Source organism: Maribacter sp. (genome assembly GCA_020629415.1).
Taxonomy (GTDB): Bacteria; Bacteroidota; Bacteroidia; order Flavobacteriales; family Flavobacteriaceae; genus Maribacter; species Maribacter huludaoensis.
Genome location: JAHDDL010000007.1, coordinates 17,160 through 38,201, shown reverse-complemented (window position 1 = coordinate 38,201; position 21,042 = coordinate 17,160). Strand labels below are relative to the sequence as shown.

Below are 21,042 nucleotides of genomic sequence, written 5' to 3'. Positions count from 1 at the left end.
GATGGATTAAAATCGCGAGTCCCTTTTGGTATAGATGGTTTTTGTGCCATTAATGTTTTATTGTTTTACAAATATAACCCGCAACATGGCAAGGCTATGTTCTGCTAGTATGATTTTTGGATTTTTATAGTTTTATTTGGTAACGATTACTTTCTCGAACCATTTATACAATTCTCCCTTTGTAATGACCGCTCCCTGCTTTATCAACAAGAACTTATCAACGTTTTTGTCATCGGTATATGCTTTTGAAGCCGTCAAATACTCTACAAAATCAGATTGCCAGTTTCTTTTAAACCAGTCAAAACCTACCGTTGTGGTCAAATCTATTTCAGGGTTCATCACTTTTACAGAAATCAATTTCATTTCTTTATCGGTTAAATGAAAAAGATGCATTTGCTTTTCTGAAATATTCTCTAAATAAGAAACCTTGCTCAACACTCCTTCCCAAACCAAATCGCTAAAAACGTCTAGTTCTTCTTCTGCTACTTTTGGTTTATCTCTCTTAATTTCATCCCACTCATCGGCAGTAATAGATTGTGTCGCTAGAAAATTAATGAATTCTGGATGCAACTCTTCTAATTGTTCTTTTGTTAGCCTCGTATATTTCATTTTGCAAAAATAAAAAGCCCTAACATATTTGCTAGGGCTTTTACCACTTAATTTTATAAACTTAGAAGATATATCTCAATCCTACTTGTGCTTGCCATCTAGATAACAAACTAGCATCGTATCCAAAAGTTTCGGTCAATTCCGGATTGAACGTGTATGTTGGTACACTTGAATCTGGATCAACCGTTACACCTACTGGCTGAATGTTGTTTGGCTGTTGTACCAAGCCCCAATCAGAACTGATCATATTACCAATATTCAATACATCTACACTAAATTGAATAGTGTTGGTCTTACCTTCAGAAACAGTAATTTTATAATCTTGTAAGAATTTAACATCCCAACGACCTCTCCAAGGTGCTAAAGCTCCGTAACGCTCAGCATATTGACCTCTACGACCGCTTAAGTAATCATCTTGTGCAATATAAGCATCAAAAGCAGCTCCTTGACCTGCACCTGAAAATTGCATCTGACCAATTTCAGCAGTTGTAGGCACATAAATAAGATCGTTGATTCCAGAACCATCTCCGTTTATATCACCTCCATAAGTGTAATTGAACCTACCACCTTTTGCATATTCAAAAAACGTAGATAATGTTGTTGCCCATTTACCGTTACCATATTCCCAATTTTTGCTGGCCACACCAATAAACCTATGCTTATCGCCATATTTAGAGGGTGCCAGAACATCTGCATTAACATCGTTTACAATAGGGTTTCCGGCAAAGGCATCTGATGTAATCTCCGCTTCAATAGAGTTTACATCTTTTGCATCTAAGTAGCTGTAGGCCATCATTGCATACAACCCATTATTAAAATTTTTCTGTGCCTTTAAAGATGCATTCCAAATTCTACCTTTATTTGAATTGGTAAATACATATGGACCAGCTCCTAAACCAAAGCTGTTCAATAAATCTCCAGAAGTATAAGTAGATCTTGTATCTACACCAGATAAATTTCCTGATGGTGATGTCAATGCCCAGTTTTGTACATGAGGACCATTGATATCTTTTGTATACGATACATCTGCCGTAAGTACCATACCATCTTCCAAACGCTTATCTACCCCTAAATTAGTTCTCCAAACTTGTGGAAACTTGTAATCTGGATCAACCGCCTGCAAGAAAAATACATCTGGAGAAGAAATTTGGTTTCCTAACCATACAAATGGAAAACGACCTGTAAACAAACCAGAACCACCACGTAATTGCAATGATTTATCTTCATAGACATCATAGTTAAAACCTACTCTTGGCGAAATCAACCAATCATTAGAGGGCATCTGTGTGTTATCAATGAATACTGTTTCACCTGTATTGGGATTTTGGTATGGCTGATCAGCAATTACAAAACCTCTATCAATAACATCTTGTGCCTTTTCTGCGGAATCAAAGAACAAAGGTTTATCAAAACGAACACCGTATGTTAATTTAAACTTATCACTTACACTCCACTCGTCCTGCACGTAAAAAGCCAACTGACCAACATTGGTTTCGGCCAAAGCCCAACCTTCGCCATCGGGAACTGCATTATTTGCATTAAAAGTAGCTTGAGGGCCCGCAAAATCATAGTTTGTTGCGTCAAAATCAGCTATATCAACACTTCCGAACAAATCAAAACCATAAGCAGTTAGATTAAATGAATTATCGAACATGAACTTCTCTAATGAAAAACCTACAGTATAAGTATGGTCACCTTTATAAAAGTTTAAATTGTTGGTAATCTGAAATACCTTTTGATCAAGTCTATTATTGGCCGAAAAAGGCTCATGACCTGCTATAATATAGTTTGAACCATCTTTTGCAATATTAATAGATGGCGCAGGTGTGGAGAACGGATTTCTAAAATCGTTAAAATGAGTATACCCAACCTGCAATTTATTTGATGCCGTTTCCGATAAGGTAGAGTTTAATTCAACTTGTACCGATCTGATCTCATTGTTAATTTCATATCCAGAATTCTGAAATTGTAACGTATTTGCATTAGGTCCTCTAAACTGTATTGCCGAAGGGTGCGCAGGCTTCTGCTTAGAAGCATTTAAAAAGTTATAGATAACTGCCAAACGGTTGTTATCATTAATATTCCAATCTAATTTAAAAAGACCTTTTGTAGATTCCGCATCATGCGTAAACCCTTCATATGCTCCCGGGTCATAACCTACTGCCAATAATTGATCTCTAACAGCAATTAAATCGCTTTCTAAAACCCTAGATTCATTTATTGCACCAGAGCCGGTATTTGGCACCCAGCCGTTAGTACCTAAATCTGTACGTTCGTCTCTTTCAAAGTTGGCAAAAAAGAAAAGTTTGTTTTTTACTATTGGACCACCAATGCTAACGCCGTATTGACTTTGGTCTAATTTAGGCTTAACAATATCGTCTCCTTTTATTTTGCCACCGGTCATATCCTCATTTCTGAAAAAACCGTAAACAGTTCCATGAAATTCATTGCTACCACTCTTGGTCACCGCATTTACGGAAGCTCCGGTAAAACCAGATTGAGTTACATCATACGGTGCCGTAGATACTTGGATTTGATCGATAGCATCTAAAGAAATAGGCTGGGAATCTGTTTGACCACCTGGTGTGGCAGCATCAAGACCAAAAGGATTATTGAATATAGCCCCGTCTAAAGAAAAATTATTGAATTGATCATTTCTACCTCCAAAAGAGTTTCCGCTGGCCGTAGGCTCTAAACGTGTAAAATCTTGTGCCGATCTAGAAATAGTAGGTAAACGTGTTAGCTCTCTTCTACCTACACTAGTTTCTGCACCAGTTCTATCACTATTAAAAGTTCCAGATCGATCAGATACCACGGTAACTTCGTCCAAAGCTTGACTTTCACTTGCCAGTTTAACATCAACGTTGAAGGTTTGACCTAAAGACAAATTTACGTCTGTAAGCAAATATGGCTTAAAGCCTACATAAGAAATTTCAACCGTGTAAGGACCACCAACACGTAGGTTTAATAGGTTGAACCTACCATCTTCATTGGTAATTGAACCGTACTTAGTACCTGTTGGGGTGTGAACAGCGACAACGTTAGCGCCAAATAGTGGTTGATTTTGATCATCCATTACCAAACCTCGAATATTAGAGGTGGTAACTTGACCATAGGTTGCACTTACAAAAAGTAGCAACAACAATTGAAAAAACAGGGTGTTTTTCATTTTTATTGGTTTTGAGTTATTTATGAGTTCTTTAACAAAAATACCAATAAAAAAAGAGCTATGCACGCATAGCTCTTTTAAATTTATCTACTGAACGTTAATTATTTTTGCTCCGCAACTACTTCGAAACCAAAATCAACGATAACCTCACGGTGTAATCTAATTTGTGCATTGTAAGGTCCAGTTCTTTTAACTGCACCACCTTGAATGCTAATGAATTTCTTGTCAATGGTATGACCTTCTTTTTCAATTGCATCTGCCAAATCACCATTAGTAACTGATCCAAATAATTTATCTGCAGCACCAGTCTTAGCAGTAATCTTCAATTCTAAAGCTTTTAATGCTTCTTCTACTTTCTTAGCAGCATCAACAACTTTTTTATCTTTATGTGCTCTTTGCTTTAGGTTCTCAGCTAAAACTTTTTTAGCAGAAACAGTAGCCATAGTTGCCAAGCCTTGAGGTATAAGGAAATTTCTTCCGTAACCGTTCTTAACATTTACTATATCGTCTTTAAAACCTAAATTTTGTACGTCTTCTTTTAATATAAGCTCCATGATTCTTTTCTTATTATTTTAATAAATCAGCAACATATGGCATTAACGCCAAATGACGAGCTCTTTTTACGGCTTGTGCCACTTTTCTTTGATACTTCAATGAAGTTCCTGTAAGTCTTCTAGGTAACAATTTACCTTGCTCGTTTACCAACTTCAATAAAAAATCTGCATCTTTATAATCTACGTATTTAATACCAGATTTTTTAAAACGACAATACTTCTTTTTTGTGTTGGTCTCAATGTTCAATGGAGTTAGATACCTGATCTCTCCATCTTTCTTTCCTTTTGCCTGTTGTTGTAATGTTGCCATAATACTTAAGCTTTAGCGGTTTTGTTTCTTGTTCTTCTTTTTTCTGCCCATGCAATTGCGTGCTTGTCCAATTTAACGGTCAAGAAACGCATAACACGTTCATCTCTTCTAAACTCTTGCTCGTAAGGTGTAACTACCTCACCAGAGTTAGTAAATTCAAACAAGTGGTAAAATCCACTCTTTTTGTTTTGAATAGGATAAGCTAACTTCTTTAGCCCCCAGTTCTCTTTAGCTACCATTTTGGCGCCATTGTTAATTAAGAAATCTTCGAATTTCTTAACTGTTTCCTCTATCTGAACATCAGATAGAACGGGATTCAAAATGAAAACAGTTTCGTAATGGTTCATATTATATTTGTTTTTAAGGAGTGCAAAAATAGATATTTTTTTAAAATAAATATAAGAAATACGAATATTCTTCGTTATTGAAGGGTAACAACATTAAAAATTAATCCAAATCTTAAACATATCATCATTACCAATTACACGATCAACAGTGCATTGTTCACATCTTTTGTTGCAGTTCAGCTTGTTTTTTCGGTTCTTTGTCGATGATTTAACCCCACAAATCAACCCTTATGAAGTTAAGAAGTATCATCGTTGACGACTCATCTATGCAAAGGATGGCCGTTGCCAAGTTGGTAAACAATCATCCAAATTTAACTATGGTAGCCGAATACAGTAATGCTATCGAGGCTAAAAATGGAATCAAGAACCATGAGATAGATCTTATATTTCTTGATGTTGAGATGCCAATTATCACAGGATTCGACCTACTCGAGTCCCTTGAAAACAGTCCTCAGGTAATTTTAATTACCGGTAAACCAGATTATGCACTTAAAGCATTTGACTATGATGTAACGGATTATTTACATAAACCGATTACTATGGCACGTTTTGATGCATCTGTTAAAAGAGCAGTTGCAAATTACGAACAACTGCACAGAGTAAATGAAGACGAAGAGCATATTTTTGTAAAGAGCAACCTTAAGAAAAGAAAGGTTATCTTAAATGATATTAAGTGGATAGAAGCTCTTGGCGACTATATAAAATTAGTAACCGACGAAGCCAATATTGTAATCTTATCAACAATGAAGTCTTTTGAAAAGCAATTGCCGGAAGATAAATTTTTAAGAATTCACAAATCATATATCATTAACCTAGAAAAGGTTGAAAAATTCAACAGCAAAAACGTTGAAGTAAGCGGTAGATCAATACCACTTAGTAGAAATAAAAAAACAGAACTAGCCGAAGCGCTAAGCAACGTATAATATATGGTATAATTTTACTTTTAAAAAGACCGCTAATTAGCGGTCTTTTTATTTATATATGGTCTACATTATAAATGACCCTAACACTTCTAAACAATGCCACTGCTTTAAACGATTTTTCAATTCTTCTAATATTCGTTTTGGTTTGTGCCAATGAATGTGTTTTTTGCACTTTAATAACAATATGTTTTAAATATTGATTTCGTATTCTAGCCACTGGCGGATATTCCGGACCCAGAACCGTACCGCCAAAATTTGTACGTAATGCATTCGCAAACCAATCTGCGGCATCATTAAGAACATTGTAATTTTTATGTTTAAAAGTTACCTTTATAATTCTATTGACCGGCGGATACTTAAACTGCTCCCTCTCATATAACTGTTCAGTGTACATGCCTTCAAAATCACCGGTTGTTACTTGCTTTAATATTTGATGATAAGGATTATAGGTTTGAATAATTACACGCCCTCTCTTTTTAGTACGTCCTGCCCTACCCGATACTTGCGTCAACAATTGATACGTTCTTTCGTGAGCACGATAATCTGGAAAATTCAATAAAGAATCTGCGTTCATAACACCTACCAAATTCACATTTCTAAAATCCAGCCCCTTGGTTACCATTTGGGTACCAACCAAAATATCAAGGTCTTGCTGCTCAAAGGCCGTAATTATTTTTTCATAGCCATGTTTGCCCCGTGTGGTATCCAAATCCATTCTTCCCACCTTTGCTTCTGGAAACAACTCAGATACCTCTTTTTCTATTTGTTCCGTACCGAAACCTTTTGTATCCAATTCTGGACTTCCACAGGCAAAACAAATTTCTGGTAATGCGGTATGATGACCACAATAATGACAGCGTAATTGTTTTCTATATTGATGATAGGTTAAACTTACATCACAATTTGGGCATTGCGGGGTATGACCGCATGTTAAACATTCCATCAATGGCGCAAATCCTCTTCTATTTTGAAAAAGTATGATTTGCATACCTTCATTCAAGGTTTCTTCCATCTCCATAAAGAGACGTTCAGAAAAGTGACCTTTCATCTTTCTCTTTCTAGATGCCTCTTTAATATCTACCAATTCCATTTCCGGCATTAAGACATTGCCATAGCGCCTAGTAATTTCTGCATAACCATATTTACCCGTTTGGGCATTGTAATAACTCTCTACGCTTGGCGTTGCCGAACCTAGCAGAATATTTGCCTTATGTAGATGCCCTAAAACTATTGCCGCATCTCTTGCATGATACCTAGGTGCCGGATCAAATTGCTTAAAAGAACTCTCATGTTCTTCATCTACAATTATCAACCCCAATTTACTAAACGGCAAGTACATTGCCGATCTAGCCCCAATAACTAATTGGGCCTTAGGTTTTGCCTGTAAAACATTTTGCCAAACCTCTACGCGTTCCTGCACATTATATTTAGAGTGATAAATAGCTATTTTCTCACCAAAATATTCTTGTAATCTACTGATCAACTGTGTAGTCAAGGCTATCTCGGGCAATAAATACAATGCTTGCAAACCTTTTTCCAAACATTCTTCTATCAATTTTACATAAACCTCGGTCTTACCAGAAGATGTCACCCCTTTCAACAGGGTAACTTTCCCTGTTTTGAATGAAGCCTTAATATCGACTAAAGCCGCTTTTTGGTATTCGTTTAAATCTTTAGTATCGGCATTATCATTTTCGCCTTCATAATTAACGCGGTCTGTCTTTATAAAATACTCCTCTAAAATTCCTTTATCAACGAGAGATTTTATAACGGCCTTTGAGGAATTGCTAGATGCTTCAAGCTCAGAAACCTTAATTGGATTCTGACTCCTACCCTGTAACTGAAATAAAGAAAGCACCACTTGACTTTGTTTTGGCGCCATGGTCAATGTTTTTAAAAGTTCTTCCAACTTTTCATCGGCCGTATACTCTTTTCCTAATTTGACATACCTAACCAATTTAGGTTTGTACTGCTCATAGACTTCTTCTTTTAGGACAATGACTTTTTTCTCTAATAATCGCTTAAGAATTGGCAGCACATTTTTACGTTCTATAATAGCAGAAATTTCTTGAACTTTTAATATAGTTTGATGCTGTAAAGCTTCAAATACCAAAAACTCATCATCTAAAAGATCATTTTCATCAATCTCATATTCCTTATTTCTAAGTACCAAGGTTTCACTTTCCAATAAAAAAGCACTTGGCAATGCACTACGCACCACTTCACCCAAGGTACACATGTAATAGGAAGCTATCCACTCCCAATGCTTTAACTGCGTAAAATTTACTATTGGGAAATCATCTAAAATCTGATGAATTTCTTTTGCCTCATAGACTTCTGGAGGATTTTCATGAACACTGTGGACTACCCCGGTGTAAATCTTTGTTTTACCAAAAGGTACCGCTACGCGCATACCCGGGTGCAATAATGCGGCTTCTTCAGCAGTTATACTATAGGTAAAACTTTTCTCTAACGGAATTGGTAATATTACATTAATAAAGTTCGCCATAATTATCCTTCAACCCGCAGCCAAGTCTGGGTTCTATAAATAAACGCCAAATAACCGCGAACTTTCAATTCATCTGGATTTTCCGGATTTAACCATATCTTAAAACGAAATGTCATAGCCTGTTCTGGATCAAACAAACGCTTGCCCTTCCATTCGCCATCATCATGCAACTCTCCTGCAGTAATAATTTCCATACCTGTAACAGGTTTATCTTTAAGCTCTCCGTCACATTTATCACAAACTCTATCTTCTTGTCCTTCTTCTAAAATCCTTACTACCTTACCATACATTTTTCCTTCTTTCTCATAGATTTCAATGACGCCTTTTGGCAGACCGGTACGATCGTCTATAGTTTTCCACGTTCCAAAAACAGACTGTGCAGAAATGCTCATTGAAATAAATAATGTTAAGAAAATACTTAATTGTACTGTTTTATAGATCATTCTTTTTTAGTGATTTTACGTAATGTATTTAGAGATGCGTTGAGCTCAAACCCAAGTAGCAATATATTAGAATTTAACCATATGTAGACCATTAAAATCAATAATCCTCCTAACGCGCCGTATAATTCATTGTACCGGGCAAATTTTTCAACATATATACCAAAAAGATAAGAAGTCAATAAAAACAATACCGTTGTCATTAAAGCACCAAAAGAGAAAAATTTTGCTTGCTTACCTTCCCTAGTGCCAAAATAATAAAGTATTGCCGTTGTTAAATACGATAGAATAATAAAGAAAAGTATTTTAGCAATCTGTACACCAACCACTTCATCTTCACCAAGTATATAACCACCTCGTTTTGCAGCAAACTCAGATAAATACCCTAGCACATAAAATTCAAAGTATATATATGCCACAAAGCCTACAATAACCAATATACCCAATATTAAACCCACCATTAAGGCATATAGATACTGTCTAAAAAAATGTCTGGTAAGATCTATATGGTACGATGTTTCAAAGCCTCCGAATATTGAGTTGACCCCATTTGCTATCAAGAATATAGACAATAAAAATGCCGATGATAACAAACCACCTCTCTTCTGATCTTTTATTTGGGTAAATACCTCTCCAAAATAATCACCGGTAGCCGTTGGTAAAAACGACTCTAAGAACAGCTGAAACTGCACATCAAAATCTCCGTGCTCAATACTAATATAGGACACCAAAAAGGGCACTAAGGTCACCATAAATATAATCAAAGGAAACAATGCCATAAACAAGCTAAACGCAATTGCACTGGCCCGTGTAGATAACGTTCCCCTTAAAATACCAAGCACATACATTTCTATAAGGTCATAAACGGAAAGTCCTTCAAAACCGGGCAGTCTAATTTGTTTTAAAAATTTGACCAACCAATTTACAATAGGAATTTTTTCTAGCTTTTCTTCGACCTCTAAAGACATTAAACCGCTTTTAAACTCAAATCTAAATTATACACGGAATGTGTTAATGCCCCTGAAGAAATATAATCTACACCACATTCAGCATATTCGCGTATGGTTTTTTCGTTGATACCGCCAGATGATTCTGTTAAACAGGTATCCCCTATTAATTTTACCGCAGTACGTGTATCATCATAATTGAAGTTATCTATTAATATACGATATACGCCTTCTGACTCTAAAATTTCTTTGATCTCATCTAAATTCCTAGCCTCTACTATGATTTTTAAATCACGACCTGTTTCTTTTAGATATTTTTTAGTCTTATTGATAGCCTTTGTAATTCCACCGGCAAAATCAATATGATTATCCTTAAGCATTATCATATCATACAGTGCAAACCTATGGTTTTCGCCACCACCGATTTTTACGGCCCATTTTTCTAAAGCCCGTATTCCCGGAGTGGTTTTTCTCGTATCTAAAATCTTGGTGCCCGTACCTTTTAAAAGATTAACGAACATATGGGTTTTGGTAGCAATTGCACTCATACGTTGCATAGCATTTAATACCAAACGCTCTGCTTTTAAAATACTTTGAGAACTACCCTCAACATAAAATACAATATCACCGTGACTTACCGGCGTACCATCCTTGATCAACACTTCAATTTTCAAAGTAGGGTCCACAAAATAAAAAACAAGTTCGGCAAAATCTACCCCGGCAATTATCCCTTCATCTTTGACCAATAATTTAGCCTTACCCGTAGCGTTATCAGGTATGCACGCCAACGAACTATGATCACCGTCCCCAACATCTTCACGAATGGCATTTGCTATTATTAATGTTATCTCTTCTTTAAATTTTTCTTCTGAAATCATACGTATTAAATCTATTGTATCGCTAATTTACAAATCCATTTGTGAAATTGATTTACTTTTGACATATGACTATAAAACTTTTAGCTATTGGCAAAACCGATAGCTCTCAACTACAAGAATTGATTGAAGTATATCAAAAGCGATTACAGCATTACATCAATTTTGAAATTGAACTGATACCTGATTTAAAAAAAACAAAAAATCTTTCTGAGGATCAGCAGAAAGATAAAGAGGGCGAACTTATTCTCAAAAGACTTTCTTCAACAGACGTTTTAATACTTTTTGATGAAAAAGGAAAACAATATACATCTATTGAATTTTCTGCTTTTTTACAAAAAAAGATGAATTCCGGTATTAAGCAATTGGTATTTTTAATTGGCGGTCCTTATGGCTTTAGTAACGAAATTTACGCAAAAGCTTCGGGAAAAATAAGTTTATCCAAAATGACCTTTTCTCATCAGATGGTTCGTTTATTTATAACCGAGCAAATATATAGAGGATTTACTATTTTAAAGAATGAACCCTATCACCATCAATAAAGTAAAAAAACTTCATTTAACACAAGTTAAGCCTGCTTTTCAAGTGATTTTACCATGTTCTCGGAAACCTCTTCCAAATCAGTAAGTTCTTCCATCAGAAAAGTGATAAGCTCTTCTTTATGCGAAACATTTTTTTCAATCTTGAGCACATGGTTGTAATTTTTAATATTTTTCATGTGGCCATCAAAAGCATGTGTTTGGTGCCAAGCTATTTCTTTTAATTTCTGATTTTGAACCGTAATTTTTTTAATTGACGGATTAATAAAAAAGAATATCTCCAGTATTAATATTAATAAAGAAAAAACGGCCAGTTCTAACTCTATGATCATTAACGTGCTTATATCTTCCTCAGAAGCTTTCTGAAATTGATTTACAATGGTATCCATTACCGTTAGAAATGTATCGGCTTCCGCAGATAAACGTTCTAAATCTACCAGTGCCAACTTATTAAAATCATTGGTCGACTCTAGTATATACTTTAAATGTGGTTGTAATCTATCAAAGTTTTTTTGTATTTCATCATTGTCCAATTTTGGAATTCCCGTGGCATCATTGCCATTTTGCAAAGCTATGTTGGCATTAGAAATTTGAGTCATTGCCAAACGTAATTTTCCGTAGTCACAAGCGCTCAACCTACATTCATAAACGCTCTTAACAATTGATTGGGACAACATTCTTTGTCTACCCGCAACATTTATTCTTAATGCATCTTGCCGCTGCCTAGCCAACGAGTATTGTATTATTGACTGTATCAATATCGTTAGTACAATTACCGTAAAAACCAACAGATAATAGTTATTGAAACTTTTACCGGATTTTAATTTCGATAAAATCTTTTTCCACATAATTAGAGATATTTCCTACAAACATAATTGTATCAATACCATAACCTTTGAGAATTAAAAATGTTGTGAACAACCTCAAAAAAATGCACAAAAAAAAGTGCAAGTTTTTCAACTTGCACTTTAGACGTAAAAAATTTTATAAATGTTAATTGTTATTCATAAACTTGAACTAGTATAACACTCTAAATTTAATGGTATTTTCCACTTTCCTCAATGCTTTGATTACATCTTTGTTGTATTCCTTGTCCAAATCCGTAATTACATAACCTACTTCACTATCCGTAGAGAGATATTGACTAGATATATTTAATTCATACTCAGCCAAAACCTTATTTATTTTAGCCATAATACCTGGCACATTCTTATGTATATGCAAGAATCTGTGAGATTTATTTTGCTTTGGCAAACGAATATTTGGGAAATTAACTGCATCAACGGTATTACCTGAATTTATGTAATCCATTATTTTGTTAGGAACAAAATCTGCTATATCCCGTTGCGCCTCTTCTGTACTTCCACCAACATGCGGAGTAAGTATTACATTAGGAAAACCTTGTAACTTGGTTTTAAACTCCCCGTTACTTCTAGGTTCATCTGGATAAACATCTACTGCTGCACCACCAATATGACCATCTTTTAAACCTTCTGCCAAGGCATCGATATCAACAACGAAACCTCTAGAAAGATTAATCAGCATGGCACCTTTCTTCATTTGCTTTATTTCTCGTGCACCAATGAAGTTCTTGTTTGCCTTATTATCGTCTATATGCAAGGTGACCACATCTGATACATTCAATAAATCTTCTAAAGAATTGCACTTTACCGCATTCCCCAAAGCTAATTTATCATCTACATCATAGTAATACACACGCATACCCATTGCCTCTGCCAATACGGATAATTGCTTACCAATATTACCATAACCTACAATACCCAAGTTCTTACCACGAACCTCTCTTGATCCTGCCGCCGTTTTCTGCCATTGCCCTTCGTGAATCTCTCTACTACGATCAAACACACTACGCATTAACATAATAATTTCACCTATGGCCAATTCTACTACAGACCTAGTATTGCTATAAGGAGCATTGAAAACTACAACACCTTTTTTCTTTGCGGTCTCCAAATCTATTTGTGTAGTACCTATACAAAAAGCACCGACTACCAATAATTTATCAGCAGCGTCTAAAACCGTTTGCGTTACCTGAGTTTTAGAACGAATACCAAGAACGTGAACGCCCTTTATCTTTTCCAATAGTTCTTCTTCAGATAAACTATGTTTGATCAATTCAACGGAAAAACCGTCTTCTGATAAATTATCGAATGCAGCGGTGTGCACATTTTCTAACAATAGAACCTTAATTCTATTTTTTGGGTACGAGATATTTCTTGGTAACTTATTCACAAATAAAAATTCATCTAAACTTGGTGTAACATAATCCGCATTGTTTGCGGCTTTTTCTCTATGCACGTTTTCCGTATATGCAAAAAACTTATCTGCAATACCTGCTTCGCGCATTACATAATCACTATAACCATCTCCAATAACCTGAACTTCTCCGTCCAAATTCATCTGCTTTAGGCAATCGATCTTACCATTATGCTGGGATAGTACATTATTTTCATCAAAACCAATAATATTTCCTTCTTCATCGAACTTAAACGTATTGGCGTAAACTCGATCAGACGGTATATTGTATTCTTTTACAATAGGATCTATAAACTCTTTAAATCCACAAGAGATTACATAAATATCATCAGCATATTTTTCAAAGAATTCCTTATTGGCTGCAATAGACTTAGATATTTTGTTTCTAAGATTCTCTACCAAACCATCTAGATCTTCTTTTTTGGCATGCAATAACTTAATTCTACGGTCTAAAGACTCGGTAAACGAAATATCTCCGTCTATACCCAAATTGGTAATTTTCTGAATTTCTTTAATAACCTCGTCTTTGTTGGGTCTTCCTTCTAAAGTCATTTCGGCAAGAACATCCAATGCCTCTACCCTAGTCAACGTACTGTCAAAATCAAAAACGTATTTTCTACTAACTTCTACCATTATTCTCTTTTGGTTGGATTAGAATTTTTGCTATTAAATTAAGCAACAAAAGTAAAAATTTAATTTATCCTGATAAATGATATCTTGTAAATAAAACAAAAAGGTTATGTTATGATGTAATTTGACAAAATGACAAACTTTTAGTCTAAAAATTGAAGAACCGATAATGAGAAGTCTTTTGTCTTATATGTACCGTTATGATTACCCGTTACCATCTTAAAACTTCCATTTTTAAAGACCTTGCTTAATTCTTGTGCGTCACCGTTCTCAAAATCTTCGTCTCCACAAAGCACCAAAACATCAATCTCTATTTTACTTAATTCATCAATTGTAGCAACCGGTTGAAATTTTTGCTGCAAATGCAACGAACGTAAATCAGCGTTTATAGACTTTGCATAATCCACCGCACCCCGGGTCTCATTATTAATATCTCCATTAAAGGCTTTTGAAAACATCATTCTTTTTTCCCAATTCGGGTTCGTAAAATCTATTCCCATTCCGCCTAAAACAGCCTTTTGTATTCCATTGTCCTCTGTTAGTAATTTTGCCAATACAATACTTCCCCTAGAATAGCCAACAGCTTTATAATTATTAATTTTTAAATGGTTCATTAAAAGCTTCAAATCTCTTACTTCTGCATTGTTTTGATACGCTTCTTCATGCTGCGGCTTTTGTGAATCGCCATTACCACGTAAGTCAGGAATAATTACTCGGTAACCGGCTTTGATCAAATCTTCTTTTAAAGCAGTTTTAAACCAAGATTTTCTAGAATTTATAAACCCGTGCAACAGCAAAACAACCTCGCCACTACCTTCATCTGTATAAGCAATTTGTACATCATCGAACGATTTAAAACTGTTGGATTGAGAACTGATCCTTTGCGTGAAGATCATAAATAAAATACAACACCAAAAATACCTTGAAGACATTGTTCCTTTATTTAGAAATATATAAAAGACCTGCTAAGATCGCCAAGCCAAAACTTACCAAAGTACCTATTAAAATGTATTCTGTTAGTTTTCTATTATTGCGCTCTTTTAGATCATTGAATCTAAAAACAGATTTTGCAGCGATCAGTAAACCAATAACCTCCCATCTACCCAGCATTATGAATATTAGAACGAACAGTCTTTCAATTATACCTATGTATTTACCTGCATTAGGTAACGATTTATGATCCGTTTCGATCTGATTGGACATACCTTCTAAAATCATACCCATTATAATTGCCGCCGGATAGGTTACAAATACGATTGCCGTTACCAAATACCAATCTAGATTTTTGAATAATAATAAGGTATGGGCGTAAAGATCCGTATAAAAAGCACAACAATATATAACTAGGATATGCAATACCTGATCAATAAAAAAGGGTATACTTTTCATTTTAAAAAAACCATTAGAGTATAATTTCAACAGGTCTATTATAAAATGGGCTATAGTAACGATCAATGCTATTTTCCATAAAGACAAATCCCATAAAATGAGCATATACAATGCAAAATGTAATAATACATGAATGTATAAAAATTTAGATTTTACCTTGTTCGCTTGCTTATGAAGTACCCACCTGGTTGGCTGTAAAACGAAGTCCCCTATTAAATGGGCCAATACTAGTTTTATAAAAATCAACATATTTATTTACCGGCAATTAATTCTTTATAATATGACAATACATCTAAAACCAAGTCTAATCTTGCTCTTTTTAAACGCTGACTTACAGCAGATTGTTTAATACCTAACCGTTGTGCAATCTCCTTTTGCGAATAATGCGGGTAGTCTAGTGACAAGGTTACTATTTCTGCAGAAACAACGCTCCAATCATCCATAAAATCCAAAGCTAGACGTAACATTAAATTCAATGTACGATCATGTGCAGTTTCACCTGTTGCAATACTCAGGTTTACCTTGCTTTCCCTAAGTGTCTCAAAATTTCTGCCAGAACGCTGGTATGCCGGTCCGTTAGATTCTGTTACACCGGTACCAATGTATGTTTCCAGACCAATACCTATACCCATTCTTACATCCAAACCTTTTATGGTCTTCAGCATTGCCTTTATGCGAATAGCTGTGAAGAGCGCACTTTTTTCAGTAACCTTCAGTTGAAACTCATCACCCCGATAAATCTCCCAATTCATTGGCGATGCACCAAATTGGTTGAAATAATTCTTCAAAAGATCCATCCATTGTTGACTAGGGTGGTTTTCAGAATTAATAATATCTCCGGTAATTATAGCTATCATGATTATTAGTTAAAATGCTAATATATTAAATTATAAGCTAATTAGTTAATATTTATAATTATAAGCGCAATCAATAATTGTATATGCAATGCTTTAAAACCAGCGTCTGGTTAATATACAATAATCTTTGTAGGAACGCCCAAATTTATTCAAGAGAATTCTCTCTTCAGGAACAATTTGAAATCTGTTCATATAGCTCACAAAACCTGCAGCGACCAGCGTATTAAAGGCATTTCCTAAAAATACACCTAACGCCAATAGAATAAGAAGCATGGCCAAATACATAGGATTTCTAGAATATTTAAATATTCCGTCAACAACCAATTCAGAAGCTTTCTCCGGTTTTGTTGGGTCTATAGTCGTCTTTGATTTTCTAAATTGAAACAACGCAAAAAGTGCAATTATTACGCCAACACCCAATAAAATTTTGGTTAGCAACAGTCTACCGAAAAAATCAAAATAACCAATTGGTAAAAACTCAGCCAACAGATACATCAATAATGCAAAACATAAAAACACTAAAGCAGGTGGTACTTTTAACTCCATTTTATAAAATTACTACTTTTGATGCTGTAAATTGACAAACCAGATTCCAAATCGTTAACATGAAGTTAGTTTTTGCTACACACAACCCAAATAAATTAAAAGAAGTTCAACCTTTGGTACCCTCCCAAATAGAACTCATAAATTTAGAAACCATAGGTTGTACAGAGGACATACCCGAAACCGCGACTACCCTTGAGGGCAATGCAAAACTAAAAGCAAATTTTGTGACCAAACACTATGACCTATCTTGTTTTGCAGATGATACGGGACTTATAGTAAACGCGCTCAATGGAGAACCTGGTGTTTATTCTGCACGATATGCCGGTCCCAATAACGATTCTAATGCCAATATGAACAAACTATTGACCAATCTTAATGGAAAAAAAGATAGGTCCGCTCATTTCAAAACAGTCATCGCTTTAAACTTAAATGGCAAAACACATATATTTGAAGGCAAAATTGAAGGTACAATTATAGAAAGTAAGAGAGGTGAAAACGGTTTTGGCTATGATCCCATTTTTCAACCAAACGGATATAACGAAACATTTGCAGAATTACCGCTATCCATAAAAAATGAAATAAGCCATAGGGCGCAAGCATTTAAAAAATTGATTACATATTTAAACAGTATTCATGTTACAGGGTAAGAAAAATAACGAAACCGTAGAAGTATCGGTTGCATCTGAACGTGCAGAAGCTATAGGCGGAGTACTTATAGCACTATTTGCAGCGCTAATGGCCATATCACAAATGGTAAACGGAGAGCTAGAAGAAGAAATGATGATCGCACACAATAACGTTGTCAGCTATTCTAGTTGGTATCAATCCAAGAGTATCAAAGAAAGTCTAAAAGAGAGTGAACTTGACTATTTAAAGGCTTTAATTGAAAGTGGTATCGTCACCGATGATAAAATTGAAGCGATTGAACTTAAAATGGCAGAAGTTGAAAAAAAAATAACCAAATACGAGTCTGAGAAAACAGAAATATTATTGGGCTCTACTACCGTAGGTAAAGAAAACTGGGTACAGGACATAGAAGGTAAAATGGGAAAGATCACCGGAGTAAAACAATGGGAAAAGTTGACCCAAACCTATGATTATGCCACCAAAAAATTTGACTACGCCCTACTATTTTTTCAAATTTGTATTGTTCTGGGCGCTGTATGTATAATCATTTATGACAGTCCTGCACTACAAAAAAGTTTAATTGTACTCATGATCGTCTTTGGTATAACGGGTACTTTCCTATCTATATACGGTTATACGCTGGCACCATAATATTACTTTTCAATTAAATTATACTGATTCAATTATTAGCAGTACCTTTGCCGCTTAATTAACGCCGCTGGTATAGCATGTGTTGCGCTGAGTCTAAATAGGTTACAAACGATAATCGCTCTATGCAACATTCATATTTGCGATTTAGTATAACATATTTATGACAAAGTTTGAAGCACTGGGACTAGAAAAGTCCTTATTAGATGCTATTACTGATATGGGTTTTGAAACCCCATCAGAAGTACAAGAAAAAGCAATCCCAATTTTATTGGAAAGTGAAACGGATCTAGTTGCCCTAGCGCAGACAGGTACGGGAAAAACCGCAGCATTTGGTTTTCCATTAATTCAAAAAATTGATAGTAACAGTAGAACCACACAAGGTTTAATATTATCACCTACTCGTGAGCTTTGCTTACAGATCACGAAAGAAATGCAAGCGTATTCAAAATACGAACGTAATATCAATGTAGTTGCCATTTATGGTGGTGCAAGTATTACAGAACAAGCAAGACAGATTAAAAGAGGCGCTCAAATAATTGTAGCTACCCCAGGTAGAATGAAAGATATGATCAGCAGACGTCTTGTTGACATTTCTAAAATTGACTATTGTGTTCTAGATGAAGCAGATGAAATGCTGAACATGGGCTTTATGGAAGATATTAAAGAAATTCTTTCCGGTACGCCTAATGATAAATCTACATGGTTGTTCTCTGCAACTATGCCTAGAGAAGTTGCAACTATTGCCAAGAAATTCATGCACTCGCCACAAGAAATTACAGTGGGAGCAAAAAATTCCGGGGCATCTACCGTACAACATGAATATTATGTTGTTGGTGGTAGAGATCGTTACCCTGCACTAAAAAGATTGGCTGATACCAATCCTGATATCTTCTCGGTAATTTTCTGTAGAACAAAACGTGACACTCAAAAAGTTGCTGAAAAATTGATTGAAGACGGTTACAATGCCGGCGCATTGCACGGAGATTTAAGTCAAAACCAAAGAGATTTGGTAATGAACTCTTTCCGTAAAAAGCAAATTCAAATGCTTGTAGCTACTGATGTTGCTGCACGTGGTATTGATGTTGATGATATTACACACGTTATCAATTACCAATTACCAGATGAGATCGAAACTTACACACACCGTAGCGGTAGAACCGGTAGAGCTGGTAAATCCGGTATTTCAATGGTTATTGTTACCCGTAGCGAGCAACGTAAAATTAGAGCTATTGAAAATAAGATCAATCAGAAATTTCTACTTAAAAAAATTCCTACAGGAATGGAAATCTGTGAGATTCAACTATATCACTTAGCTAATAAAATTAAGGACACCGAGATCAATGAAGATGTTGATGCCTATTTACCCGCCATCAACGATGTCTTAGAAGGTATTGATCGCGAAGAATTGATCAAGAAAATAGTTTCTGTAGAATTTACTAGATTCTTTAACTATTACAACAAGTCTAAAGATTTGAATTCTTCCGATAACAGCAGAGATCGTGGTGAAGGAAGGGATAGAGCCGAAATACCAACAAGTGGCGCCGTACGTTATTTCGTTAATGTTGGTGAAAGAGATGGTTATGACTGGATGTCTTTAAAAGACTTCATCAGGGATACTGTTGGTCTGGGCCAAGAAGATGTTTTTAAAGTTGATGTAAAAGAGAGTTTTTCTTTCTTTAATACCGAAGCTGGAGTAACCCAACAAATTTTAGATAAATTTACCGACTTTAAGGTTGACGGTAGATTTGTAAACGTTGAAGTTTCCAAAAACCCTGGCGGTGGCGGCGGTAACCGACGCAGAAGCGGCGGTGGCGGTTTTAGAGGAAAAAGAAACGGAGGCAGAAGAGATGATGACCGTGGCGGAAGAGGTAGAAGAGATGGCGGCGAGTCAAAAGGAAGAAGACGCGAACGTAGTGAATCTAGCTCTCCTAATTCCGGAAAAAGACGTAGTAATAAAAGAAAGGGAGATTTCTTTTAGTTAATTGTATATTAAAAATACGCTTCGGCGTATTTTTTTTGTTTTGTTTGCAACCTAATAATGCTGTCAATAGAATGAAATATTTATTATCGCTTGCACTTATATTGTTATCTTTTTTAGGTTTCTCACAGGAAACCGAAGAAGGTCAAAAACTTAAAGCCGTTGTTATTAATGCGCAATCCAACGAGCCTTTAGAGAGTGTTCACGTTGTAAATCTTAATCAAGTTTTTGGAACAATTACCAATGAAAAAGGAGAATTTTCAATAACCGCAGCTGTAAACGACACGTTATACTTTTCTTTTCTAGGCTTTAAATCTCAAAAAGTTAGGGTTACCAACGATATGTTCAAGTTTGAAAATACAGAAATAGCACTTACCGAGCTTGCATATGCTCTTGAAGAGGTTATTGTTAGACCCTATCAGCTTACAGGATATCTTGAGATCGATGTAAAGAACCTACCAATAAACAATGCCTACCAATATAGTATCTCTGGCTTAGGCGTGAGCTATGAAGGCGGCAACAAAAATCCAAGTGCCGTAACAAAAGTGTTGGGCGCTATTCTAAATCCTGCAGACTTACTGCGAAACCTCTTTGGCAAAAAACCTGCACAAATGCGCAAGCTTAGACAAATGAGGGAAGATGACGATATTCGCAATCTTCTCGCCTCTAAATTTGACAGGGAAACACTTACGGAGTTCCTTCAATTGGAAAAAGTGGACATTCAGGATATTTTAAATAACTGCAATTATTCCAAATCTTTTATAACTACAGCCAATGACCTTCAGATACTTGACGCCATAAGTAGCTGTTATGAGGAATACAAAGTTCTTAATAGAAAGAAATAATATTTTTTAAAATGGAATCC

The 21,042-nt window shown here is 35.4% G+C and carries 21 protein-coding genes; 6 read left to right on the top strand and 15 right to left on the bottom strand.

Features of this window, described 5'->3' with window-relative positions:
- Window positions 1-132: 132 nt before the first annotated feature.
- From QZ657_RS04575 to rpsF, 5 genes are all read right to left on the bottom strand, one after another.
- The gene (locus tag QZ657_RS04575; RefSeq protein ID WP_291965266.1) at window positions 133-609 is read right to left on the bottom strand and encodes a DUF6495 family protein; all 477 of its coding nucleotides are present in this window, start codon (window positions 607-609) and stop codon (window positions 133-135) included.
- 61 nt (window positions 610-670) lie between these two features.
- Complete coding sequence (locus QZ657_RS04570; RefSeq protein ID WP_291965265.1) at window positions 671-3,778, bottom strand: TonB-dependent receptor domain-containing protein; 3,108 nt, start codon at window positions 3,776-3,778, stop codon at window positions 671-673.
- A 101-nt stretch (window positions 3,779-3,879) separates the two neighbouring features.
- On the bottom strand, window positions 3,880-4,332 hold the full coding sequence (gene rplI / locus QZ657_RS04565) for a 50S ribosomal protein L9 (RefSeq protein WP_276472265.1): 453 nt from the start codon (window positions 4,330-4,332) through the stop codon (window positions 3,880-3,882).
- A 13-nt stretch (window positions 4,333-4,345) separates the two neighbouring features.
- Window positions 4,346-4,642 (bottom strand): 30S ribosomal protein S18, encoded by a 297-nt coding sequence (gene rpsR, locus QZ657_RS04560; RefSeq protein ID WP_027067300.1) that lies wholly within the window; start codon window positions 4,640-4,642, stop codon window positions 4,346-4,348.
- 5 nt (window positions 4,643-4,647) lie between these two features.
- Window positions 4,648-4,989, bottom strand: a complete 342-nt coding sequence (gene rpsF, locus QZ657_RS04555; RefSeq protein WP_036154980.1) for a 30S ribosomal protein S6 — start codon at window positions 4,987-4,989, stop codon at window positions 4,648-4,650.
- Between the two features lie 230 nt (window positions 4,990-5,219).
- Between rpsF and QZ657_RS04550 the strand changes: the two genes are divergently transcribed.
- A complete protein-coding gene (locus QZ657_RS04550) occupies window positions 5,220-5,912 on the top strand; it encodes a LytR/AlgR family response regulator transcription factor (RefSeq protein WP_027067302.1) in 693 nt (230 codons plus the stop codon).
- Window positions 5,913-5,964: 52 nt separating this feature from the next.
- Here QZ657_RS04550 and priA read toward each other — a convergent pair whose 3' ends face one another.
- The 4 genes from priA to nadC are packed head-to-tail and all read right to left on the bottom strand — an operon-like array spanning window position 5,965 to window position 10,686.
- The gene (gene priA, locus QZ657_RS04545) at window positions 5,965-8,421 is read right to left on the bottom strand and encodes a primosomal protein N' (RefSeq protein WP_291965263.1); all 2,457 of its coding nucleotides are present in this window, start codon (window positions 8,419-8,421) and stop codon (window positions 5,965-5,967) included.
- A 2-nt stretch (window positions 8,422-8,423) separates the two neighbouring features.
- Entirely contained in the window at window positions 8,424-8,864 is a 441-nt protein-coding gene (locus QZ657_RS04540; RefSeq protein WP_291965262.1) for a DUF2147 domain-containing protein, read from the bottom strand.
- Window positions 8,861-9,829: a YihY/virulence factor BrkB family protein gene (locus QZ657_RS04535; protein ID WP_276472262.1), complete on the bottom strand. Its 969-nt coding sequence runs from the start codon at window positions 9,827-9,829 to the stop codon at window positions 8,861-8,863. The genes QZ657_RS04540 and QZ657_RS04535 overlap by 4 nt, the downstream gene beginning before the upstream one ends.
- Complete coding sequence (gene nadC, locus QZ657_RS04530; protein ID WP_291965261.1) at window positions 9,829-10,686, bottom strand: carboxylating nicotinate-nucleotide diphosphorylase; 858 nt, start codon at window positions 10,684-10,686, stop codon at window positions 9,829-9,831. The genes QZ657_RS04535 and nadC overlap by 1 nt, the downstream gene beginning before the upstream one ends.
- A 65-nt stretch (window positions 10,687-10,751) precedes the next feature.
- Between nadC and rlmH the strand changes: the two genes are divergently transcribed.
- Window positions 10,752-11,225 carry a 23S rRNA (pseudouridine(1915)-N(3))-methyltransferase RlmH gene (gene rlmH, locus QZ657_RS04525; protein ID WP_291965260.1) on the top strand — a complete coding sequence of 158 codons (474 nt, stop codon included), beginning with the start codon at window positions 10,752-10,754 and terminating at the stop codon, window positions 11,223-11,225.
- A 26-nt stretch (window positions 11,226-11,251) separates the two neighbouring features.
- Here the strand turns inward: rlmH and QZ657_RS04520 are convergent, their stop codons facing one another.
- The 6 genes from QZ657_RS04520 to QZ657_RS04495 all read right to left on the bottom strand — a co-directional run bounded on the left by QZ657_RS04520 (window position 11,252) and on the right by QZ657_RS04495 (window position 16,921).
- Complete coding sequence (locus QZ657_RS04520; protein WP_291960489.1) at window positions 11,252-12,070, bottom strand: type IV pili methyl-accepting chemotaxis transducer N-terminal domain-containing protein; 819 nt, start codon at window positions 12,068-12,070, stop codon at window positions 11,252-11,254.
- Between the two features lie 169 nt (window positions 12,071-12,239).
- Complete coding sequence (serA, locus tag QZ657_RS04515) at window positions 12,240-14,132, bottom strand: phosphoglycerate dehydrogenase (protein WP_291965258.1); 1,893 nt, start codon at window positions 14,130-14,132, stop codon at window positions 12,240-12,242.
- 140 nt (window positions 14,133-14,272) lie between these two features.
- Window positions 14,273-15,025, bottom strand: coding sequence for an alpha/beta fold hydrolase (locus QZ657_RS04510; RefSeq protein ID WP_291965256.1), 753 nt, complete (start codon window positions 15,023-15,025; stop codon window positions 14,273-14,275).
- Between the two features lie 43 nt (window positions 15,026-15,068).
- Window positions 15,069-15,767 carry a DUF3307 domain-containing protein gene (locus QZ657_RS04505; protein ID WP_291965254.1) on the bottom strand — a complete coding sequence of 233 codons (699 nt, stop codon included), beginning with the start codon at window positions 15,765-15,767 and terminating at the stop codon, window positions 15,069-15,071.
- 2 nt (window positions 15,768-15,769) lie between these two features.
- Window positions 15,770-16,375 (bottom strand): SatD family protein, encoded by a 606-nt coding sequence (locus QZ657_RS04500; protein WP_276472255.1) that lies wholly within the window; start codon window positions 16,373-16,375, stop codon window positions 15,770-15,772.
- 93 nt (window positions 16,376-16,468) lie between these two features.
- Window positions 16,469-16,921 carry a methyltransferase family protein gene (locus QZ657_RS04495; RefSeq protein WP_291965252.1) on the bottom strand — a complete coding sequence of 151 codons (453 nt, stop codon included), beginning with the start codon at window positions 16,919-16,921 and terminating at the stop codon, window positions 16,469-16,471.
- 59 nt (window positions 16,922-16,980) lie between these two features.
- Here QZ657_RS04495 and QZ657_RS04490 point away from each other — a divergent pair, with 59 nt between their 5' ends.
- From QZ657_RS04490 to QZ657_RS04475, 4 genes are all read left to right on the top strand, one after another.
- Window positions 16,981-17,568 (top strand): non-canonical purine NTP diphosphatase, encoded by a 588-nt coding sequence (locus tag QZ657_RS04490; RefSeq protein ID WP_276472253.1) that lies wholly within the window; start codon window positions 16,981-16,983, stop codon window positions 17,566-17,568.
- Window positions 17,555-18,199, top strand: coding sequence for a DUF4337 domain-containing protein (locus QZ657_RS04485; protein WP_276472252.1), 645 nt, complete (start codon window positions 17,555-17,557; stop codon window positions 18,197-18,199). The genes QZ657_RS04490 and QZ657_RS04485 overlap by 14 nt, the downstream gene beginning before the upstream one ends.
- A gap of 160 nt (window positions 18,200-18,359) precedes the next feature.
- Window positions 18,360-20,177 carry a DEAD/DEAH box helicase gene (locus tag QZ657_RS04480; protein WP_291965249.1) on the top strand — a complete coding sequence of 606 codons (1,818 nt, stop codon included), beginning with the start codon at window positions 18,360-18,362 and terminating at the stop codon, window positions 20,175-20,177.
- 74 nt (window positions 20,178-20,251) lie between these two features.
- Complete coding sequence (locus QZ657_RS04475) at window positions 20,252-21,022, top strand: carboxypeptidase-like regulatory domain-containing protein (protein ID WP_276472250.1); 771 nt, start codon at window positions 20,252-20,254, stop codon at window positions 21,020-21,022.
- Window positions 21,023-21,042: the final 20 nt, after the last annotated feature.